Origin of the sequence: Pseudomonas alliivorans (assembly GCF_017826695.1) — a bacterium.
GTDB lineage: Bacteria > Pseudomonadota > Gammaproteobacteria > Pseudomonadales > Pseudomonadaceae > Aquipseudomonas > Aquipseudomonas alliivorans.
This window is the reverse complement of the sequence record NZ_JAFFZW010000004.1, coordinates 86714-105843: the sequence shown is the minus strand read 5'-3', so window position 1 is coordinate 105843 and position 19130 is coordinate 86714. Positions and strand designations below refer to the sequence as shown.

The window sequence follows — 19130 nt, the reverse complement described above, 5'->3', positions numbered from 1 at the left end:
AGTTTACACCCGCACATTCTCTCTTCCAGTGACAGCGATTAGAACGCTAAGCTTGGGCCCATGGATGACTCAGACTACTTACGCCTGTTGACGATCCAGGCCGAACAAGCCAACGCCTTTCTTTCCAATGCGCGAAAGTGGGAGCGTGAGCGATGGGTTTGTCAGCGCCTGCTACAGGGCCTGAACATCCCGCATCGCAACGAAGACTTCACGCCGGCAGGCCAGGAGCCGCCGGACGTGCTGTTTCGTGACGCCTGCTTCGAGGTGTTTTTCGTTCTGGACGAGGGTCGCCGTCTCAATGACGAGTGGCGCGAGGAACTGGAGCGACGACGCAGTGCCTTCTCCCTCAGCCAGCTGGTGCGCCGTGAGGCCAAGCCCAAGCGCATCCCGGCTTCAGAACTGCTTCGACGCCTCGCCCCTACTCTGCGCAAGAAATCCCATAACTACCGCGAACGGGGCCTGGACCTCGGCGAGCTGGACATCATTGCCTTCGCCAGCCTCAAGCGCGAAGTGCTGGACCTCAACAGCCATTTCCCGCCGCCCACCGAGTACCTGCGTCAGGGCTGGCGCTCGCTGTCACTGGTAGGGCCGACCTTTGCCCGTGTATTGTTCGCGCACCCGGATGCTCCGGACTTTCTGCGTACCAATCTGGGCCGCAGTGTCGTTTTCGATGTTGGAATCAGTTTATGAGCCCGTTACAGGAACTGCTGGCCGACGTCCCGCAGCTCGGTCGTGTGCGCTGGATCGGCGTGCGCCCCGAATCACGTGTCGACATGATCGAGCTGGACGCCGTGGAAGCGCGGCGCGAAGCTGGGTTGACCGGTGACCACTCCCGCCCAGGGCCGCGCAATGCCCGGCAGGTCACGCTGATCCAGTGGGAACATCTGGCCGTGGTCAGCTCTCTCCTGAACCGGCCGACGGAAAACCCCATCGTGCCTCAGGACCTGCGCCGTAACCTGGCGATCAGCGGCATCAATCTGTTCAGCCTGAAGGGACGACGATTCAGGATCGGCCAGGCGATTTTCGAAACCACGGGCTGGTGTCAGCCTTGCGCGCGCCTCGAGCAACGGCTCGGCCACGGAACCTTTCAGGCGGTGCGGGGGCATGGCGGAATTACCGCCCGAGTGATACAAAGCGGAATCATCCGGCTGGACGACACGCTTCAGGTCGAACCGCTGGAAAGCACCGATTCATGGCCTCCTGCCAGGCAGTACACGCGAAACGAAACGTAACACGAGACATAAAATGAGCAGCCGTCTGAACCCGGACGACCAACGGCGTGTCGAAGAATACCTTCAGTCACCCCAGCATCAAGTCGAGCGCAGGCCTTTCCGGCCATGGCTGCTCCTGATCATGCTGGTAGTCGTAGTCATCGGACTGGGCCTGCTGAGCCGTTTTCTGAGCCATCTGACGCTATGAGCTGCCTTGCGCTCGCGAAGATCAAGCTCCCCCCGAATTCCTTAAACCTTCTGAGTAATCCTTATGACTCATCGTATTGTCATCGTTGGCGGAGGCGCCGGCGGTCTGGAGCTGGCCACCCGTCTGGGTAAAACCCTGGGCAAGAAAGGTACAGCCAGCGTCACGCTGGTGGACGCCAACCTCACCCACATCTGGAAACCACTGCTGCACGAAGTGGCGGCCGGTTCACTGAACTCGTACGAAGACGAGCTCAATTACGTGGCGCAAGCCAAATGGAACAATTTTCAGTTCCAGCTGGGGCGTATGACTGGGCTTGATCGCACCAGCAAACAGGTGCATCTGGCTGCCACGCTGGATGAAAACGGTGCTGAACTGGTCCCGGCCCGCAGCCTGGGTTACGACTCACTGGTTTTGGCAGTCGGCAGCACCACCAATGATTTTGGCACCAAGGGCGCGGCGGAACACTGCCTGTTCCTCGACACCCGCAAGCAGGCCGAGCGTTTCCATCAGCAATTGTTGAATCACTACCTGCGTGCGCATGCCGGTCAGGCTGACGCAACCCAGGAGATCACGGTTGCCATCGTAGGTGCCGGTGCCACGGGCGTGGAGCTGGCGGCCGAGCTGCACAACGCAGCTCATGAACTGGCTGCTTACGGGCTGGGGCAGATCAAACCGGAAAACCTGCGCATCACTGTGATCGAGGCAGGCCCGCGGGTTCTGCCGGCACTGCCCGAGCGCATCGGCGGCCCGGTCCACAAGACGCTCAGCAAGCTCGGCGTGACGGTGCTGACCAACGCGGCCGTCAGCGAGGTCACAGCCGACAGCCTGATCACGGCGACCGGTGAAGTCATTCCTGCAACCCTTAAAGTCTGGGCGGCAGGCATTCGAGCCCCGGCGTTCCTGCACGAGTTGGACGGACTGGAGAGCAACCGTATCAACCAGCTGCAGGTGTTGCCGACACTGCAAACCACTCGCGACGAGAACATCTTTGCCTTCGGTGACTGCGCTGCCTGCCCGCAAAAAGGCACTGATCGCAACGTCCCGCCTCGCGCCCAGGCGGCACACCAGCAGGCTTCACTGTTGGTCAAATCCCTGCGTCTGCGGATCGAAGGCAAGGCATTGCCGGAATACACCTACAAGGACTACGGCTCGCTGATCTCACTGTCGAGTTTTTCGGCGGTGGGCAACCTGATGGGTAACCTGACAGGCAGCGTCATGCTCGAAGGCTGGCTGGCGCGGATGTTTTACGTGTCGCTGTACCGCATGCACCAGATGGCACTTTACGGCATGTTCCGCACGCTGATGCTGATGCTGGGCAGTCGCATCGGCAAGGGCACCGAGCCACGGATGAAGCTGCACTAAAAGACTGTGGTCGAGCATGCCAGTGTTCTGCATTGGCATGTCTGCGCCATGACCGAGCAGGCGTTAAGCTGGTAGACATCAGGATTCTGATCATCCTTCACCAGGATGGAAGGGTCACGAACCAGACGCTGGCTGACTATATTGACTGGCATGTCGACCTCACCCTGCTGGCGCTGAACCAAGCTCCTGCCCGGGCTTCTGATGCGGGTACGGTGTGCATTGCGGGCAACCAGGATGTTCGATGCTCGCTTCGACCGGCTTTGTAATCAAGGAACATGAACGATGAAATGGCTACAGACACATCGCCTCGCACCGCTTTTCGCAGCATGCGTCGCACTGAGCGCTGCCGCTCAAGCCGAAGAACTCAACGTAATGACCTCTGGCGGCTTTACCGCTGCATATAAGTTGCTGGGACCTCAATACACGGCTTCCAGCGGCGACACGCTGACAACGATCCTCGGCCCTTCGATGGGCAAGGCACCTGAAGCCATCCCCAATCGGCTGGCACATGGCGAACACGCCGATGTGGTCATCATGGTCGGCTACGCACTGGATGAGCTGATCAAACAGGGCAAGGTCGACCCTGCCTCGCGTGTGGAGCTGGCGGATTCGCGCATCGGGATGTCAGTCAAGGCAGGTGCGCCAAAACCGTCGATCAGCACCGATACCGAGCTGAAACATGTGCTTCTTAACGCCAAATCTGTCGCGTATTCGGACAGCGCTAGCGGGGTTTATATCGAAAAAGAGCTGTTCAAGAAACTGGGTATCCAGGAGCAGCTCGTGCCCAAAAGCAAAATGATCGAGCGCATTCCAGTTGCCTCGGTGGTCGCCAACGGAGAATACGAACTGGGCTTCCAGCAAGTTGCCGAATTGATGCCTGTATCGGGTGCCACCTTCGTCGCCAAGATCCCGGAGGACGTGCAGTCGGTCACTCGTTACGCCGCAGGCATTCCGGTCAATGCCGATCATCCCGAGCAGGCGAAGGCGCTTCTCGCTTATCTCTCATCGCCCAAGGCGCAACCGGCCGTACAGTCCACCGGGCTGGATTCAGTGCCCCGCTAAACGCGAAGGGATTTTTCTGAACGGATGACGGCTTGACCGGTGTTCTGACGCTGGTGTGGCCGTCACATGAGAGAGCTGGCCAGCGTTGAGCCGTCAGATCGGTTTTACGAAGAAACAAAAAAGGCGTCCCGAAGGACGCCTTTTTTGTTGGACTCAAGACCACTGTTCTTGAGTCCTGATCTTCAACCCTGATACAACTGGGCGAAAATGGTCGGGGTAAGGGGATTCGAACTCCTGACATCCTGCTCCCAAAGCAGGCGCGCTACCGGACTGCGCTATACCCCGATGATGCTAAAAAGCACCTCAGAAGAGGCGCTTTTTATTTGGATGATGCTTGTGGCATCACTCCCTAAGATCCAGCCAGATACAAACTGGCCAAAAATGGTGGGTCGTGTGGGATTCGAACCTACGACCAATTGGTTAAAAGCCAACTGCTCTACCAACTGAGCTAACGACCCAAATGTGGTCGGGGTAAGGGGATTCGAACTCCTGACATCCTGCTCCCAAAGCAGGCGCGCTACCGGACTGCGCTATACCCCGACTGAAACATCATTGAACCTTGTGAAATCTGGCTCCACGACCTGGACTCGAACCAGGGACCCAGTGATTAACAGTCACTTGCTCTACCAACTGAGCTATCGCGGAACTATCGATTTCAGATTCAACGTTACCACTTGCCGCATTGAAATCACATCGCTGTTAACTCTTTGATTTCAATCTCAATGACGTTTGCACTTCGTTTGTATCGTTGCGTTCACGTCTCTGAGGCGCGCTATTCTACAATTTTAAAAACACCTGTCAACCCTCTAAATTGCTTTTTAAGACAATGATTTGCGATTTTTTTTCAGATCGCCTTTCAGGGCTGATTTTGCCGCGGACATCGTCCTCAACAAAAAGGGCTCCCACTCGGGGAGCCCTCCTTTATAAGGCAACGGACCTCATCAGGCAAATACGATCTCGTCGTCGACCACCCGACCAGTGATGCCAGTACCAGGTACGAAGCTGCCCGAGAGGATGAGTTGCGCCAGCGGGTTTTCGATCCATCGCTGAATGGCTCGCTTCAGTGGGCGTGCGCCATAGACCGGGTCGTAGCCAACGGCAATCAGCTTGTCCAGCGCTTCGGGGCTAAGCGTCAGAGAGAGCTCGCGCTCGGTCAGACGCTTGCGCAGACGATCCAGCTGGATGTCGGTGATACCGGCAATCTGATCACGCGCCAACGGTTCGAAGATCACCACTTCGTCGATCCGGTTGATGAACTCCGGCCGGAAGTGCGTGCTGACGGCATCCATCACCGCTGCGCGCTGCGCTTCACGATCTCCCACCAGCTCCTGAATCTGCGCCGAGCCCAGATTGGAGGTCATGACGATCACAGTATTGCGGAAATCCACCGTACGGCCATGGCTGTCGGTCAGGCGACCGTCTTCCAGTACCTGCAACAGAATGTTGAACACATCCGAATGCGCTTTCTCGACCTCGTCGAGCAGGATCACCGAGTACGGTTTGCGACGTACGGCCTCGGTCAGGTAGCCGCCTTCCTCGTACCCGACATAACCCGGTGGTGCACCGATGAGCCGCGCCACAGAATGCTTCTCCATGAACTCGGACATGTCGATCCGCACCATGGCCTCTTCGGTGTCGAACAGGAACTCGGCCAGCGCCTTGCACAGCTCGGTCTTGCCCACGCCGGTCGGGCCGAGGAACATGAACGAACCGCTTGGCCGGTTGGGATCGGACAGGCCCGCACGCGAACGGCGCACAGCGTTCGATACCGCGACCACCGCCTCTTCCTGGCCGATTACGCGGTTGTGCAACAGGGTTTCCATTTTCAACAGCTTTTCGCGTTCGCCTTCCAGCATCTTGGAGACCGGAATACCGGTCCACTTGGACACCACCTCAGCGATTTCTTCCTCGGTCACTTTACTGCGCAGCAACTGGTTCTCCGGCTTGCCGTGCTGGTCGACCATCTGCAGGCTGCGTTCCAGGTCCGGGATGATCCCATATTGCAATTCAGCCATGCGGTTCAGGTCGCCACGACGGCGCGCCGCTTCCAGTTCCTGACGCGACTGCTCGATTTTCTGCTGGATCTGCGCGGAGCCGGTGACTTCGGCTTTTTCCGACGTCCAGATTTCTTCCAGATCCGCATATTCCAGCTCCAGACGCTGGATATCGTCCTGAAGTTTGCCCAGACGCTTTATGGCTGCCTCGTCCTTCTCTTTCTTGAGCGCCTGAGCTTCCACCTTCAACTGGATCAGGCGGCGCTCGAGGCGGTCGAGCACTTCCGGCTTGGAGTCGATTTCCATGCGAATGCGGCTGGCCGCTTCGTCGATCAGGTCGATGGCCTTGTCCGGCAGCTGACGATCAGTGATGTAGCGATGGCTCAATTTCGCCGCTGCGATGATCGCACCATCGGTGATAGCAACCTTGTGGTGGACTTCATAGCGCTCTTTCAGGCCGCGCAGAATCGCGATGGTGTCTTCTTCGCTTGGCTCGTCCACCAGCACTTTCTGGAAACGACGCTCCAGCGCGGCATCCTTCTCTATATATTGGCGGTACTCGTTGAGCGTGGTCGCGCCGACGCAGTGCAGCTCGCCGCGCGCCAGAGCCGGCTTGAGCATGTTTCCCGCATCCATCGAGCCTTCGCCTTTACCCGCGCCGACCATGGTGTGCAGTTCGTCGATGAACAGGATGATCTGGCCTTCTTGCTTGGACAGCTCGTTGAGCAGCGATTTCAGGCGCTCTTCGAACTCGCCGCGGTATTTGGCACCGGCAATCAGCGCGCCCATGTCCAGCGACAGCAGACGCTTGCCACGCAAACCGTCAGGCACTTCACCGTTGATAATACGCTGCGCCAAGCCTTCGGCTATGGCGGTCTTGCCCACACCCGGCTCACCGATCAACACCGGATTGTTCTTGGTGCGGCGCTGCAAAACCTGAATTGTGCGACGGATCTCGTCGTCACGACCAATCACCGGGTCGAGCTTGCCTTCTTCGGCACGCTTGGTCAGGTCAACGGTGTACTTGTCCAGCGCCTGACGCGATTCTTCGACATTGGGATCATTGACCGCCCCGCCGCCGCGCAGGTTATTGATGGCATTTTCCAGCGCCTTCTTGCTGACACCCTGCCCCAGCAGCAACTTGCCGAGCTTGCTGTTCTCGTCCATGGCGGCGAGCAGCACCAACTCACTGGAAATGAACTGGTCACCCTTTTGCTGGGCCAGGCGATCAGCCTGATTGAGCAGACGCGCCAGCTCCTGCGACATGTTGACGTCGCCGGTCGGGTTCTGGATTTTTGGCAGTTGATCGAGCTCTTTGCTCAACTCCTTGCGCAGGCTGTTCACGTCGAAACCTACCTGCAGCAGCAACGGTTTGATTGAGCCGCCTTGTTGCTCTAGCAATGCCTGCATCAAATGCGCAGGCTCAATGGCTGGGTGGTCGAGGCCCACTGCCAGCGATTGTGAATCTGATAACGCTAACTGTAATTTGCTGGTCAATCTGTCGATACGCATAGTCACCTTCCTTTAGAGCAGGCCGGAGCAATGAACACACCTGTGACGAAAACCTGCTGAAACACTTATGGATGCGCAATAGATGCGGGCAATTCTGCGTGTTTCAAGACTGACATCGCTTGATGTGGATCAGCCTCACGCTCAGGCAAGACTAGCTGGCTTGAGCGAAAGAGCAGGAGTCAGGCGTGATCGATCCAGATCAGCGAGGCAAATCGGCCGGTGCGGGCTGCACGGCGATAGGAGAAGAAGCGCGGGTCGGTGAAGGTGTCAAAGCCGCCACCATAGACAGAGGAGATGCCATGCGCCGCCAGCCGCAGGCGCGCCAGGGTATAGATGTCGGCCATGAATCGACCGGCGTTGGAGCTGGCGATGAATGCTTCGACCGTTTCAGGGTGCTGACTCACGAAGGCCTCGCGAACCTCCGGCCCTACTTCGAACGAAGGCTGACCGATCGCAGGACCCAGCCAGACCATCACGTCATCGGGAGCAACCTGCAAGCTGTCGGCCGTCGCTTCCAGCACACCTGCCGCCAGACCACGCCAGCCGGCATGCGCGGCAGCGACTCGGGTGCCGTCACGGCGACAGAACAGCGCAGGCAGGCAATCGGCGGTCATGATAGTGCAGGCGACGCCGGGCGTATCCGTCCAGCTGGCATCGGCTTCCATGACGCGCGAAGGATCAGCCTGTGCAACGACCACACCATGCACCTGGCGCAGCCAGGCGGGTTGAACGTTGAGGCTGGCGGTCAGAACAGAACGATTGCTGGCAACAGCCTGGGGGCTATCGTCAACGTGATCGCCGAGATTGAAGGTGTCGAACGGAGCCTGACTGGCCCCGCCCGAGCCGGTGGTGACGCAAGACTTGATATGCGCTGGCGCGGGCCAGTCAGGTATCAGCCAGTCATTCACCCGATAAACGCCTCGCGGTCCTGCTTGAGCAGCGACAGCAGCCAGACGAAGTCGTCGGGCAGAGGCGATTCCCAGCTCATGCGCTTGCCAGTGGTCGGGTGATCCAGTTCCAGGAAGCGCGCATGCAGCGCCTGACGCGGGAAGGTCTTGAGCGAATCGACCATGGTCAGGCTGGCAGCAGGCGGAATACGGAAACGACCGCCGTAGGCAGGGTCGCCGACCAACGGATAATTGATGTGCGCCATGTGCACACGAATCTGGTGCGTACGACCGGTTTCCAGCTTGACCCGCACATGGGTGTGCGACCGGAAGCGCTCCAGCACACGGTAATGACTCACCGCCTGCTTGCCGCCTTCCATCACTGCCATGCGCTGACGCTGCTGGCCGTGACGGCCGATCGGCGCGTCGATCTTGCCGCCTGCGGTCACGACACCAATCACGATGCACTCGTAGATGCGGCTCACGCTGCGACTCTGCAACTGAGTGACCAGCTGGGTCTGCGCCTGAATCGTCTTGGCGACCACCATCAGACCGGTGGTGTCCTTGTCCAGACGATGCACGATGCCGGCGCGCGGAACATTGATGATGTCCGGCACATGGTGCAGCAGGGCATTGAGCAGCGTGCCGTCGGCGTGACCGGCAGCCGGGTGCACCACCAGGCCCGCAGGCTTGTTGATGACCAGGATCTGGTCGTCCTCGTAGACGATATCCAGTTCGATGTCCTGAGCGACCCATTCACCCTGGGCCTCCTGCTCGGCAATCAGCTCGAGAATGGCACCACCATGCACGATGTCACGCGGGCGCAGAACGCCACCGTCCACAGTCAGGCGGCCGTCCTTGATCCAGGCGGAAAGGCGCGAGCGCGAGTGCTCAGCGAATAATTGTGCGGCGACTTGATCGAGGCGTTGACCGCCCAATTCGGACGGCACCTCTGCGCGGAGTTCTATATTTTCGGACATGACCAGACTAGGTGGCGGCTAGCCTTTGGTTTCGGCAGCGCGCTTGTGGTTAAATACGGCGTCTTTTGTCCCGCCGGTATCGCGGGGCGCTCATCATAACAGGACGGCCCCGCCCAAGACAGCAGGCCGTTATAGGGACGCAAGCCGCCATGCAAGTGAAACACCTGCTGCTGATCGCCATCCTCGCATTGACTGCGGCCTGTTCGTCGAAGGAAGTCATCGACGAAAACCTCAGCGAAGTCGAGCTGTACCAGCAGGCGCAGGCCGACCTGGGCAATAACAGCTATAACAGTGCCACTGAGAAGCTCAAGGCGCTGGAATCTCGCTATCCGTTCGGTCGCTATGCCGACCAGGCCCAGCTTGAGCTGATCTACTCGAACTACAAGAACGGTGAACCGGAGGCCGCGAAATCTGCCGCCGAACGTTTCATTCGCCTGCACCCGCAGCACCCGAACGTCGATTACGCCTACTACATGAAAGGCCTGACCTCGTTCGACCAGGACGTCGGCCTGCTGGCCCGCTTCCTGCCACTGGACCAGACCAAGCGTGACCCGGGCGCCGCCCGTGACTCATTCAACGAGTTCGCGCAACTGACCAGCCGTTTCCCGAACAGCCGTTACTCGCCCGACGCCAAGCAGCGCATGATCTACCTGCGCAACCTGCTGGCTTCGTACGAAATTCACGTGGCTGACTATTACCTGACCCGTCAGGCCTACGTGGCCGCCGCCAACCGCGGTCGTTATGTGGTCGAAAACTTCCAGGAAACACCGTCCGTCGGTGACGGCCTGGCAGTCATGGTGGAGTCTTACCAGCGTCTGCACCTCGACGATCTGGCAGCGACCAGCCTCGAAGTACTGAAAGCCAACTACCCGAACCATCCACAGCTGGATAACGGCGAGTTCACGCCTCGTCAGGCCGAAGCGGACAACCGTTCGTGGCTGTCCAAGGCGACTTTGGGCCTGATCAGCGGCAGCGCACCGCTGCCACCGGGTGAAACCCGTGCCGATCAGGACATGAAAAAGCAATATCAGGAAGCCAAGGACGCCATCCCTAAAGAGCTGCTGCCGGAAAATCAGGCAGAGCTGGATGAGCAGGCCGAGAAAGAGGCCGAAGAGAAAGGCACCAAGAGCCGTTCGTGGTTCAGCTACATGACGCTGGGTCTGTTCGACTGATTCGGACACGACTCACGAAAAAAAGAGGCCTTTGCAAGGCCTCTTTTTTTTATGCTCATTCACCTCTGTCCGCCCGCCTGCTCCTTGGCTACACTGCGCAGACTCAACTCACTAAGCTGGTAGTCATGCTTCGGTTATTAATGTGGGCCGCGTTGATCGCGGCGGTGGTCTGGTTTATCAAGCGGCTGCTCAATCCCCCGAAACCAAAATCACGTCCGGCGCCGCCCGACACCACCGCAGCCCCCATGGTGCGTTGCGCCCATTGCGGCGTTCATCTTCCTCGTGACCGTGCATTAAGCCAGGAAAAACAATGGTACTGCAGCGAGGCGCACAGGCTAGAAGGCCCGGCGGCACGTGACCGCTGAGCCCCTTTCGCTCGGCACTGCCCAAGCGCAACGGATCCTGCGGCTTTATCATCTTTATCGCCTCGTCATCGGTGTCCTGCTGGTATCGCTGATTTCCAGCAGCCTGGACACTGAACTGTTGCAGATGGCCAACCCGAACCTGTTCCGCGCAGGCTGCTGGCTGTATCTGGTGTCCAATATCCTGGTAGTGGTGCTGCTGGAGCGGCCGAGTCGCCAGTCTCATCTCTTCAGCCTGGCACTGGCAGACGCGATCATGCTGTCCGGCCTTTTCTACGCAGCCGGGGGCCCTTCGAGCGGTATCGGCAACCTGTTGATCGCCTCGGTCGCGATCAGTAATGTGCTGCTGCGCGGTCGCATCGGGCTGCTGATCGCTGCAGTCTCGGCCATCGGGATCATCTACCTGACCTTCTACATCAGCCTCGGGACGCCATCGGTTTCCAGCGACTACGTGCAGGCCGGCCTGCTGGGTGCCATGTGCTTCGCTGCCGCCATGCTGGTGCAGGCACTCACCGCGCGCATGCTCAATAGCGAAGTGCTGGCCAAGCAGCGTGCTGCCGATGTCGATAACCTCGAAGAACTCAACGCCCTGATTCTGCAACGCATGCGCACCGGCATTCTGGTGCTGGATGCGCGGCGTCAGGTGCTGCTGGCCAATCAGGGCGCGCTGAACCTGCTGGGGCATGAGCAACTGGTCGGCCAGGTGATCGATCATTACTGCCCGCAATTGGTGGATCGCCTTCGCCACTGGCTGATCAATCCGGTCATGGTGCCGCGCAGTCTCTCGACTTCCGCCATCGGCCCGGAGCTGCAACCCAGCTTTGCAGCAGTCAACCGAGGTGATCAGCTCCAGACCCTGATTTTCCTGGAGGACCTGTCGCAGGTCGCCCATCAGGCCCAGCAGCTTAAACTCGCTGCACTGGGTCGTCTGACGGCCGGTATCGCCCACGAAATCCGCAACCCGCTGGGGGCTGTCAGCCATGCGGCGCAGTTGCTGAACGAGTCGGAAGAATTGACCGCGCCAGACAGGCGTCTTGGACAGATCATTCATGATCAGTCACGACGCATCAATCTGGTCATCGAGAACGTGCTGCAACTGTCCAGACGACGTGAAGCCCAGCGCGAACTGCTTGATCTGAAAAACTGGCTGGAAGACTTTGTTGCGGAATTTCGCAGCACCGCCCTGCCTGACCAACGACTCGAGACCGAGATTGGTGTCGGCATGCTGACCACGCGCATGGACCCCGAGCAGTTGAATCAGGTGGTCACCAACCTGCTGCAGAACGGCCTGCGCTACAGTCGTCAGGACCACCCTACCGCAGAGGTACTACTGAGGCTGTATCACGACCGGAAAAGCGATCTGCCGACACTGGAAGTTCTGGATAACGGCTCCGGCGTCAGCGAGAAGCACCTGAGCAGGTTGTTCGAACCGTTCTTCACCACCGAAAGCAAAGGGACGGGGCTTGGCCTCTACCTGTCGCGCGAGTTATGCGAAAGCAATCAGGCCCATCTGGACTACGCCCCTCGGGAAGGCGGCGGCAGTTGCATGCGGATTACCTTCGCCCACCCGTTCAAACCGAGCTGAACATGACCCCACGGCAAAAGATCCTGATCGTCGATGATGAGCCGGACATTCGCGAACTCCTGGAGATCACTCTGGGCCGGATGAAGCTGGAGACCCGCAGCGCCTGCAACGTCGCCGAGGCACGCCAGTGTCTGGCTCGCGAAGCATTCGACCTCTGCCTGACGGACATGCGCCTGCCGGACGGCAACGGACTGGAACTGGTGCAGCATATCCAGCAAAGCTTTGCTCACGTCCCGGTGGCGATGATCACGGCGCATGGCAGCCTGGACACCGCCATCCACGCGCTCAAGGCCGGTGCGTTCGATTTCCTGACCAAGCCGGTGGACCTCGGTCGACTGCGTGAACTGGTCAACAGCGCGTTGCGCCTCACACCCGTCGTGCAGCCGGTGAGAACTCTGGACAACCGCCTGCTGGGCGATTCGCCGCCCATGCGCACGTTGCGCAGCCAGATCGCCAAACTGTCGCGCAGTCAGGCCCCCGTTTACATCAGCGGCGAGTCGGGCAGCGGAAAAGAGCTGGTGGCGAAGCTGATTCACGAACAAGGCCCGCGCGGAGAAAAACCGTTCGTGCCGGTCAACTGCGGCGCCATTCCGTCCGACCTGATGGAAAGCGAGTTCTTCGGACACCGCAAAGGCAGCTTCACCGGCGCCCATGAAGACAAGCCCGGACTGTTCCAGGCGGCGCAGAACGGCACGCTGTTTCTGGACGAGGTGGCCGATCTGCCGCTGGCCATGCAGGTCAAACTGCTGCGCGCGATACAGGAGAAGTCCATTCGCAGCGTCGGCGGTCAGCAGGAACAGGTGGTCGATGTACGGATTCTTTGTGCGACCCACAAGGACCTGAACGTGGAGGTGGCCGCAGGACGCTTCCGACAGGATTTGTATTACCGTTTGAACGTTATCGAGTTGCGCGTACCGTCGCTGCGCGAACGTCGTGAAGACATCGACCAGTTGGCGGCCATCGTCCTTCAGCGACTGGCGACCAACAGCGGCCTGCCCGCCGCCACCCTCGACGCTCAGGCACTGGATACGCTGAAAAACTATCGTTTCCCCGGCAACGTCCGTGAGCTGGAGAACATGCTGGAGCGTGCCTACACGCTGTGCGAGAACGACGAAATCCATGCGTCTGACCTGCGTCTGGCCGAGTCTGCCAGACCTCAGGAAAGCGATGGCCCCAACCTGGCCGACATCGACAATCTGGAAGATTATCTTGAAGGCATCGAGCGCAAGTTGATTCTGCAGGCCCTGGAAGAGACCCGCTGGAACCGGACAGCGGCAGCCCAGCGACTCAGCCTGTCATTCAGGTCGATGCGTTATCGGTTGAAAAAGCTGGGGCTGGATTGAGCGGGAAGGCATTGGCCCTTGAGGCTTTCAGCGCTCTAGCCGCCAATACAATCCCACCGGAGGCGGCTCGCCGGCGATGGCGTCATTGCAGTCACCAGCGTGGCGCTTGGAAAATCGCTTCGCCGGCAAGCCTCCCACAAAAACCGCATTTATTCAGCACGTTATAGTTTATTGATGAAGGTGCAGTTCATATCCGGGCGGGCGTGATGCGGCCTTGCGGCGCGTAGGGCGCAGGATCAATGATCGGCTCATGCTCCAGCAATAAATCAGCGAGCAACTGACACGACGCGGGTGCCAGCACCAGGCCGTTGCGGTAATGACCGCAGTTGAGCCACAGCCCTTCGAAGCCGGGCACCGGGCCAATGAACGGAATGCCTTCAGGCGACCCCGGACGCAGCCCCGCCCACTGAGCGACAGGCTCGGCCTCCGCCAATGCGGGAATCAGTTCGATAGCCGAGGCCTTGAGGCTTTCAAGCGCTACCTCGGTCGTGCTCTTGTCGAAACCTGCGTGCTCCAGCGTACTGCCAATCAGGATATGCCCGTCACGCCGAGGAATTGCGTAGCGCCCTTTGGCCAGCACCATGCTGGGCAGGAAATCCGATGCGCACTTGTAGAGGATCATCTGCCCTTTGACAGGCTCGACTGGCAGCTCCAGGCCAAGTTGTTTCAACAGCTCACCACTCCAGGCACCCGCAGCGAGAATCACGCGGTCGGCGAGCACATCGCCCGAAGCCGTCTTCACGCCTTCGATTCCATCGTTGCGACGCAGGAAGCCAGTGACCTCGCACTGCTCGCGAATCTCGACACCGGGCATCGCCAGCAAGGCAGCCTTGAGGGATTTGACCAGTCGGGGGTTACGCACATTGGCCACGTCGGCCATGTAGATCGCCCGCGAATACCCCTGTCCGAGCACTGGCACAGCATCATGCACCGCTGAAATATCAACGCCACTCAGCGGCCGGTTTTCCCGTACCGCCCAGTCGAGCGCCTGCTGTTCATCCTCCAGATCCAGCCAGTACAAGCCGGTGGTGTGGACCTCGGGATCAAGGCCAGTCTGCCTGAAAAGCCGTTCGCCCAGATGCGGATAGAAATCCTGGGACCAGTGCGCCAGCGCTGTCACTGCCGGGCTGTAGCGCCAAGGGTATAGCGGAGAGACGATTCCCCCACCCGCCCACGAAGACTCAAGCCCAACGCCCGACCTGTCCAGCAGTACAACGCTCATGTGCGCCGATGCCAGATTGAAGGCGGTCAGCAAACCGATGACACCACCGCCGACGATCACTACATGTTGCTTGGGCATTTTGCTCTCTGGGCAAGTTGAAAAAGGTTATCGGCCCCAGCAGTCTTTCTTCGTCACGCCGCTGGACGCGCCTGTGTTGCTGTACTCACCCGTATTCTTGATGACGAAACTGCCGCACTTGTCGCCATTCATCATCGCGTTGCCGCTGGGTGTCGCCGTCAAGGTGAAGTCGGAGGCGTTCAGCACAGGAACGATGCCGTAATAGGTGTTTCCCTGGCTCAGACCTTGTGCCCCCACGTAAGTACCGCTCCGGGAATAAAAACGCTCCAGCGCCTGGGTCTGCTCGGACAGCAGACTGGCAATTTCAGCACGATGGGTGCGCTTCACGTACTCGGTGTAACTGGGGTAAGCCACCGCCGCAAGGATACCGACAATTGCCACGACGATCATGAGTTCGATCAGCGTAAAGCCTCTGGTTGTTGCTCGCATGGTCAGCTTCCCTATTGGATTTGTCGCCACATGATGCGTTGAAAAATATTGGCTGGCACCCAGCCCTTCAGCGGGTCGTAGTCGTCACCATTGCCGCTGCTGGTGGTGACATAAGTAACATCAAGCCCATCCTTGGAAACCGCGTACGCAGAAATGACAGGTATGCCGCTGCCGTACCCGATACCGGAAAAAAGCTGATCCCTCGCATCGAGCACGTTGTCCCCGTTGGTATCGATAAACGGAGAACTGAGCATTCCGCCTGATGCCGCATCCAGCTCGAAAAGTCGCCCGACACCCCTGCTTTCACAAGGATCCGAAGAGTTGACCGCTGCCGTCGTGAAAGCAATTCGGGTCTGAATGGGCTGAGGAGGAAATATTATTCGCTCCCCTACATAGGGATCGACAGTGGTCAAAGGCATGTACCACCCTTTCTTTGTTGACCAATCGACGGTATTAGTGGTGGATGTGTAGTAAGTCCGACCGCTTACAATAACGGGGGACGTATTGATCGTCTGAATTTGCAAATTGCCTTCTACGGTATTGCCTGTGCCGGAATCGGCGTCCCAAATGGCATAGAAATCCTGCAATGCCGCAGTTTGTTTGTCCGCGGTCTCGAGAAATTTACCGGTCCCGAAATAGATGATTTTGCCATTCAACGGATGATCCAGAATCAACGGCTGCACTGTAATTGGCTGGCTGGCACCACGCGGCGCGGTAAACAGCGGAGCACCGTTGAATGCCACCTTCCAGCCGCTGGCCGCCGCGGAACTGAGGTCGAACTTCCAAAGACGGCCCTTCAGATCACCAGCATAAGCAGCCTGGACCACATTCTGTGAGTTGACGCGCAGCCTGACCGACGACAAACCATTGTCCGTTTCATTATTGAGGACAGGCGTTGGAATTTCAGCAATCAAGGCACCCGTATTCGCATTCAGAACGAACAGAGACGCCCTCCCGGTAAAACTGCCATACCCATTACCTACCACCACAATGCCGGTGCCATCGCTCATACGCGCCGAGTCGGGCCTGGAGTAGGTAAAGCCCAGATTATTGAATAAGTTATTCGTATTTGAAGTGGTCGGCGCTCCAACCTCCCAAAGGGCACTTACGTTGTTGGCAGTGCCTTCAAAAAGCTTTACGGCGAACAGTGCCTTACCGCCCGCGCCCAGCCCGCTCACGGCCACCGTTCGCCAAGCCGAAGCGGAACCGGCCTGAGTATCGAAAACAGATATCTGCCCGTCGACGTTAAACCTGTGCACGCCAGAACCGTAATTCGTCGACGCAATCGTTGCCAGCGACGTCAGCGCAGTCGATGGCATGTACGCATAGCTTCGCGCACCTGTAGCGGCACTGATCACGTTGAAGAACCCATCGTTCGCGTTGACCAGCACATTGGAATTCATGTTGCTGGCTTTGGCACTCAGGTAAGCGGAGTAGGACGTACTGGTGCCGAAATCGGTCGAGGTTTTGTCCGAAGGAATTGCGACCACAAGGTTGGTGTTGATCAGATCACCCAACAGCCTTGTACGACTACGCAACGCCGCGTTAGCAGAACCCTTGGCCCACGCGATCATCTGGGCACCGTTAACGCCTGTGGGCAGCGTGGCGTTCAATGCGGTCTGCTGGGGCGCAGATAATGCAGTGAAGTCCAGTGCAATTCGAGCGAGCGATTGCGTATTCCAGGTCTCGAAAGCAGGGGCCGTAGAACTGGCAGTTATTGTTGTATCCGTATTCCAGGCAACGGCGCCAATATCACCGGTCGTGCTGTCAATATCATAAGCTTTGATCGTGCCGTGCCAGTCAGTTGGGTCATACAACGTCTGAAACAGTCGTGTACCTGTCTGCAGACTCGCAGAGCTCGCAGCCGCACCACCTCCTGAACCAGCTTTCGCATAAATATCACTCAGCGCAAGGTTCAACGCTGCATCCAGGGCTGAACTATCGTTCGCCTGAAAGTATTTCCCGCGGCCGTGAGCGTCGTTCGCCGCATCGACCAGCATCTGGTTGTTGGCTGTGAAGCCAATGGTGTAAGTACTCAGGTTTTGTTTAGGGAAACCTGCGGTGTCCCAGCTCTTCCCGGTCAGATCGCCCCCGGCAGCCGAAGCATCGCGACGCAGGTCGATGTCGTAGGCGAACTTGGCCAGGTCATCCAGATACAGCGTGTCGCCCTCTCCATCACCCGACAGATTGTTTCCGTCGTTGGCTGCATTCAGATCCCAGTTGGGCAATGAACGTGTGGTGTCAGCGACATCTTCCGGATCATTGGTGGGGAACGTGCGGTCGTAGGTCGGCAAACCATCGGTGACCACCACGCCGTAGTTCTTCTGACAGCGGTATTGAATGGGGCTCACATAGTTGGCAGCACTCTGATAAAAGGGCGCCATACCACGGAAATAACGGGTGATCTCGTAATAGGTTTCCGCCAGCGGCGTGTTGGCGGAAGGCGTCAGGTTGGCGATGGCCTGCTTGAGCGCGTTAACGTTGGCGGTGGCCTGCGTCTGAGTGACTGCTGGCTGAAACGTCGAGGCTGCGACCGGAGACAGATCGGTGACCACTCTGGAAATCCTGCCACCCGGCCCGAGATCGAAGTTGTTCGGCTCGTTGAAGGTCGCCAGTCCGATCCTGAGCGTAAGGTTGTTGGAAACCAGATTGGTCGCCACGGTCTTCGCAACATTCATGCGGAAATCGTTGGGGATCACACCGTTGGTGTAATTTCGCACACCGAAATCGAAGAAGCCAGGCGTGACCAGATCGATCAGATACGACAGGTAGTCTGCGGTATAACGCGTCAGGCCATTCCCGGCAGGATCAGGCAAAACGACGCAGTAACGAATACCGTTGCGAAAGATCGTGCGCCCACCGAACAGGCATGACAGTGAAATGCCGGCTACACCTGTCGCGTTGATGTCGCCCACTGAGAGCGTTTCTCCGCCCGAGATGGTGCTTATGAACGGACACGGAACCGTAATCAGACCACTCACACACTGCGTGGAGTAATACTGGATATCAGGGCGATTGACGTTCGGATCAAACCCGGACGCCCAGATGATGTTGTACATACTCCCAGAGTTGTCCACGAGCAGCATCAGGTTGGGCGGTACCACCGATGAGCTGAGCAACGGCACCTGTGCCGGTGTGAAGGCATAGACCGGCGCCGCAAGGTAAAGCGTCAACAGCACGCCATACACATATTTCAGAGCATGACGAAGCGCCTTAACAGTTGGCATAAATGCTCTCCAGCACGGTTCGTGAAGTGCCATTCTGGATAGCCACGGAGGTTACTCGGTAAAGGGTGACGGCACGGTTAACGGCACAATTTGTCGGACGTTTTACCGGCGTCATCGTCTTACCCAAATTCTGAACGGCATAAAAGCCTCCTCCAGCCGCTGCCGTCCAGGTCACACCGGAAGCCCCCACACCGGCAGCGGTTACCGTAGTGGACTCGGCAGGCGGTGCACACGCAGCTCCCGAACAGGCAGCCGGTGAAACAGTGCCTGCCTTGAGGGCAGACTCACCCAGGCGCAGCGCGCTTTCTGCCATCTGAAACGATTGATTGCGGACCACTACGCTGCCTGCCATTTTTTCCTGCAGGGTTGCGTTCTGCATTGAAGAAATCCCCAGCAACGTCAGCAACAGCAGAAACACCAGGCTCACCAGCAACACCATGCCGCCCTGATGGTGAGGGAAGGCAATGATCGAATTGAATCGCACGGTCTTTTTCAT

The 19130-nt window shown here is 58.5% G+C and carries 16 protein-coding genes and 4 tRNA genes; 9 read left to right on the top strand and 11 right to left on the bottom strand.

Features of this window, described 5'->3' with window-relative positions; genetic code table 11:
• Window positions 1–60 precede the first annotated feature (60 nt).
• The 5 genes from JTJ32_RS13000 (at window position 61) to JTJ32_RS12980 (ending at window position 3843) form a co-directional block, all read left to right on the top strand.
• On the top strand, window positions 61–690 hold the full coding sequence (locus tag JTJ32_RS13000; protein ID WP_004884092.1) for a DUF1780 domain-containing protein: 630 nt from the start codon (window positions 61–63) through the stop codon (window positions 688–690).
• Window positions 687–1232, top strand: coding sequence for an MOSC domain-containing protein (locus tag JTJ32_RS12995; protein WP_099226383.1), 546 nt, complete (start codon window positions 687–689; stop codon window positions 1230–1232). Before JTJ32_RS13000 ends, JTJ32_RS12995 begins: the two co-directional genes overlap by 4 nt.
• 13 nt (window positions 1233–1245) lie before the next feature.
• The gene (locus JTJ32_RS12990) at window positions 1246–1419 is read left to right on the top strand and encodes a DUF3094 family protein (protein ID WP_099226384.1); all 174 of its coding nucleotides are present in this window, start codon (window positions 1246–1248) and stop codon (window positions 1417–1419) included.
• Between the two features lie 63 nt (window positions 1420–1482).
• Window positions 1483–2781, top strand: a complete 1299-nt coding sequence (locus JTJ32_RS12985; protein ID WP_210042284.1) for an NAD(P)/FAD-dependent oxidoreductase — start codon at window positions 1483–1485, stop codon at window positions 2779–2781.
• A 282-nt stretch (window positions 2782–3063) separates the two neighbouring features.
• Window positions 3064–3843: a substrate-binding domain-containing protein gene (locus JTJ32_RS12980; protein ID WP_210042283.1), complete on the top strand. Its 780-nt coding sequence runs from the start codon at window positions 3064–3066 to the stop codon at window positions 3841–3843.
• A 208-nt stretch (window positions 3844–4051) separates the two neighbouring features.
• Here the strand turns inward: JTJ32_RS12980 and JTJ32_RS12975 are convergent.
• The 7 genes from JTJ32_RS12975 to rluD form a co-directional block, all read right to left on the bottom strand.
• Window positions 4052–4128, bottom strand: a tRNA-Pro gene (locus JTJ32_RS12975).
• A gap of 97 nt (window positions 4129–4225) precedes the next feature.
• A tRNA-Lys gene (locus JTJ32_RS12970) sits at window positions 4226–4301 on the bottom strand.
• A gap of 5 nt (window positions 4302–4306) precedes the next feature.
• A tRNA-Pro gene (locus JTJ32_RS12965) sits at window positions 4307–4383 on the bottom strand.
• Window positions 4384–4412: 29 nt separating this feature from the next.
• Window positions 4413–4488: transfer RNA gene (locus tag JTJ32_RS12960), tRNA-Asn, on the bottom strand.
• A gap of 296 nt (window positions 4489–4784) precedes the next feature.
• Complete coding sequence (clpB, locus tag JTJ32_RS12955; RefSeq protein ID WP_099226392.1) at window positions 4785–7349, bottom strand: ATP-dependent chaperone ClpB; 2565 nt, start codon at window positions 7347–7349, stop codon at window positions 4785–4787.
• Window positions 7350–7528: 179 nt separating this feature from the next.
• Window positions 7529–8257, bottom strand: a complete 729-nt coding sequence (gene pgeF, locus JTJ32_RS12950) for a peptidoglycan editing factor PgeF (RefSeq protein ID WP_210042282.1) — start codon at window positions 8255–8257, stop codon at window positions 7529–7531.
• Window positions 8254–9216, bottom strand: a complete 963-nt coding sequence (gene rluD, locus JTJ32_RS12945; protein ID WP_099226394.1) for a 23S rRNA pseudouridine(1911/1915/1917) synthase RluD — start codon at window positions 9214–9216, stop codon at window positions 8254–8256. The genes pgeF and rluD overlap by 4 nt, the downstream gene beginning before the upstream one ends.
• Window positions 9217–9365: 149 nt before the next feature.
• Between rluD and JTJ32_RS12940 the strand changes: the two genes are divergently transcribed.
• The 4 genes from JTJ32_RS12940 (at window position 9366) to JTJ32_RS12925 (ending at window position 13678) form a co-directional block, all read left to right on the top strand.
• Window positions 9366–10388, top strand: a complete 1023-nt coding sequence (locus JTJ32_RS12940) for an outer membrane protein assembly factor BamD (protein ID WP_099226395.1) — start codon at window positions 9366–9368, stop codon at window positions 10386–10388.
• Between the two features lie 125 nt (window positions 10389–10513).
• Window positions 10514–10753, top strand: a complete 240-nt coding sequence (locus JTJ32_RS12935) for a PP0621 family protein (protein ID WP_099226494.1) — start codon at window positions 10514–10516, stop codon at window positions 10751–10753.
• The gene (locus JTJ32_RS12930) at window positions 10743–12335 is read left to right on the top strand and encodes a sensor histidine kinase (RefSeq protein ID WP_210042280.1); all 1593 of its coding nucleotides are present in this window, start codon (window positions 10743–10745) and stop codon (window positions 12333–12335) included. The genes JTJ32_RS12935 and JTJ32_RS12930 overlap by 11 nt, the downstream gene beginning before the upstream one ends.
• Window positions 12336–12337: 2 nt before the next feature.
• Window positions 12338–13678 (top strand): sigma-54-dependent transcriptional regulator, encoded by a 1341-nt coding sequence (locus tag JTJ32_RS12925; RefSeq protein ID WP_099226397.1) that lies wholly within the window; start codon window positions 12338–12340, stop codon window positions 13676–13678.
• Between the two features lie 187 nt (window positions 13679–13865).
• Here the strand turns inward: JTJ32_RS12925 and thiO are convergent, their stop codons facing one another.
• Genes thiO through JTJ32_RS12905 form a run of 4 tightly spaced genes read right to left on the bottom strand, consistent with a single transcriptional unit; the run spans window position 13866 to window position 19130 of the window.
• Window positions 13866–14978, bottom strand: coding sequence for a glycine oxidase ThiO (gene thiO / locus JTJ32_RS12920; RefSeq protein ID WP_210042278.1), 1113 nt, complete (start codon window positions 14976–14978; stop codon window positions 13866–13868).
• 27 nt (window positions 14979–15005) lie between these two features.
• Window positions 15006–15407 carry a type IV pilin protein gene (locus tag JTJ32_RS12915; RefSeq protein ID WP_210042276.1) on the bottom strand — a complete coding sequence of 134 codons (402 nt, stop codon included), beginning with the start codon at window positions 15405–15407 and terminating at the stop codon, window positions 15006–15008.
• Window positions 15408–15418: 11 nt separating this feature from the next.
• Window positions 15419–18634 (bottom strand): pilus assembly protein, encoded by a 3216-nt coding sequence (locus JTJ32_RS12910; protein WP_210042274.1) that lies wholly within the window; start codon window positions 18632–18634, stop codon window positions 15419–15421.
• Window positions 18621–19130, bottom strand: a complete 510-nt coding sequence (locus JTJ32_RS12905) for a pilus assembly PilX family protein (RefSeq protein WP_210042273.1) — start codon at window positions 19128–19130, stop codon at window positions 18621–18623. The genes JTJ32_RS12910 and JTJ32_RS12905 overlap by 14 nt, the downstream gene beginning before the upstream one ends.

Coding starts and splice junctions, on each gene's coding strand:
- thiO (WP_210042278.1), bottom strand. CDS start 14,978: ATGCCCAAGCAACATGTAGTGATCGTCGGCGGTGGTGTCATCGGTTTG.
- JTJ32_RS12990 (WP_099226384.1), top strand. CDS start 1,246: ATGAGCAGCCGTCTGAACCCGGACGACCAACGGCGTGTCGAAGAATAC.
- JTJ32_RS13000 (WP_004884092.1), top strand. CDS start 61: ATGGATGACTCAGACTACTTACGCCTGTTGACGATCCAGGCCGAACAA.
- rluD (WP_099226394.1), bottom strand. CDS start 9,216: ATGTCCGAAAATATAGAACTCCGCGCAGAGGTGCCGTCCGAATTGGGC.
- clpB (WP_099226392.1), bottom strand. CDS start 7,349: ATGCGTATCGACAGATTGACCAGCAAATTACAGTTAGCGTTATCAGAT.
- JTJ32_RS12935 (WP_099226494.1), top strand. CDS start 10,514: ATGCTTCGGTTATTAATGTGGGCCGCGTTGATCGCGGCGGTGGTCTGG.
- JTJ32_RS12995 (WP_099226383.1), top strand. CDS start 687: ATGAGCCCGTTACAGGAACTGCTGGCCGACGTCCCGCAGCTCGGTCGT.
- JTJ32_RS12915 (WP_210042276.1), bottom strand. CDS start 15,407: ATGCGAGCAACAACCAGAGGCTTTACGCTGATCGAACTCATGATCGTC.
- JTJ32_RS12980 (WP_210042283.1), top strand. CDS start 3,064: ATGAAATGGCTACAGACACATCGCCTCGCACCGCTTTTCGCAGCATGC.
- JTJ32_RS12925 (WP_099226397.1), top strand. CDS start 12,338: ATGACCCCACGGCAAAAGATCCTGATCGTCGATGATGAGCCGGACATT.
- JTJ32_RS12905 (WP_210042273.1), bottom strand. CDS start 19,130: ATGAAAAAGACCGTGCGATTCAATTCGATCATTGCCTTCCCTCACCAT.
- JTJ32_RS12940 (WP_099226395.1), top strand. CDS start 9,366: ATGCAAGTGAAACACCTGCTGCTGATCGCCATCCTCGCATTGACTGCG.
- JTJ32_RS12910 (WP_210042274.1), bottom strand. CDS start 18,634: ATGCCAACTGTTAAGGCGCTTCGTCATGCTCTGAAATATGTGTATGGC.
- JTJ32_RS12985 (WP_210042284.1), top strand. CDS start 1,483: ATGACTCATCGTATTGTCATCGTTGGCGGAGGCGCCGGCGGTCTGGAG.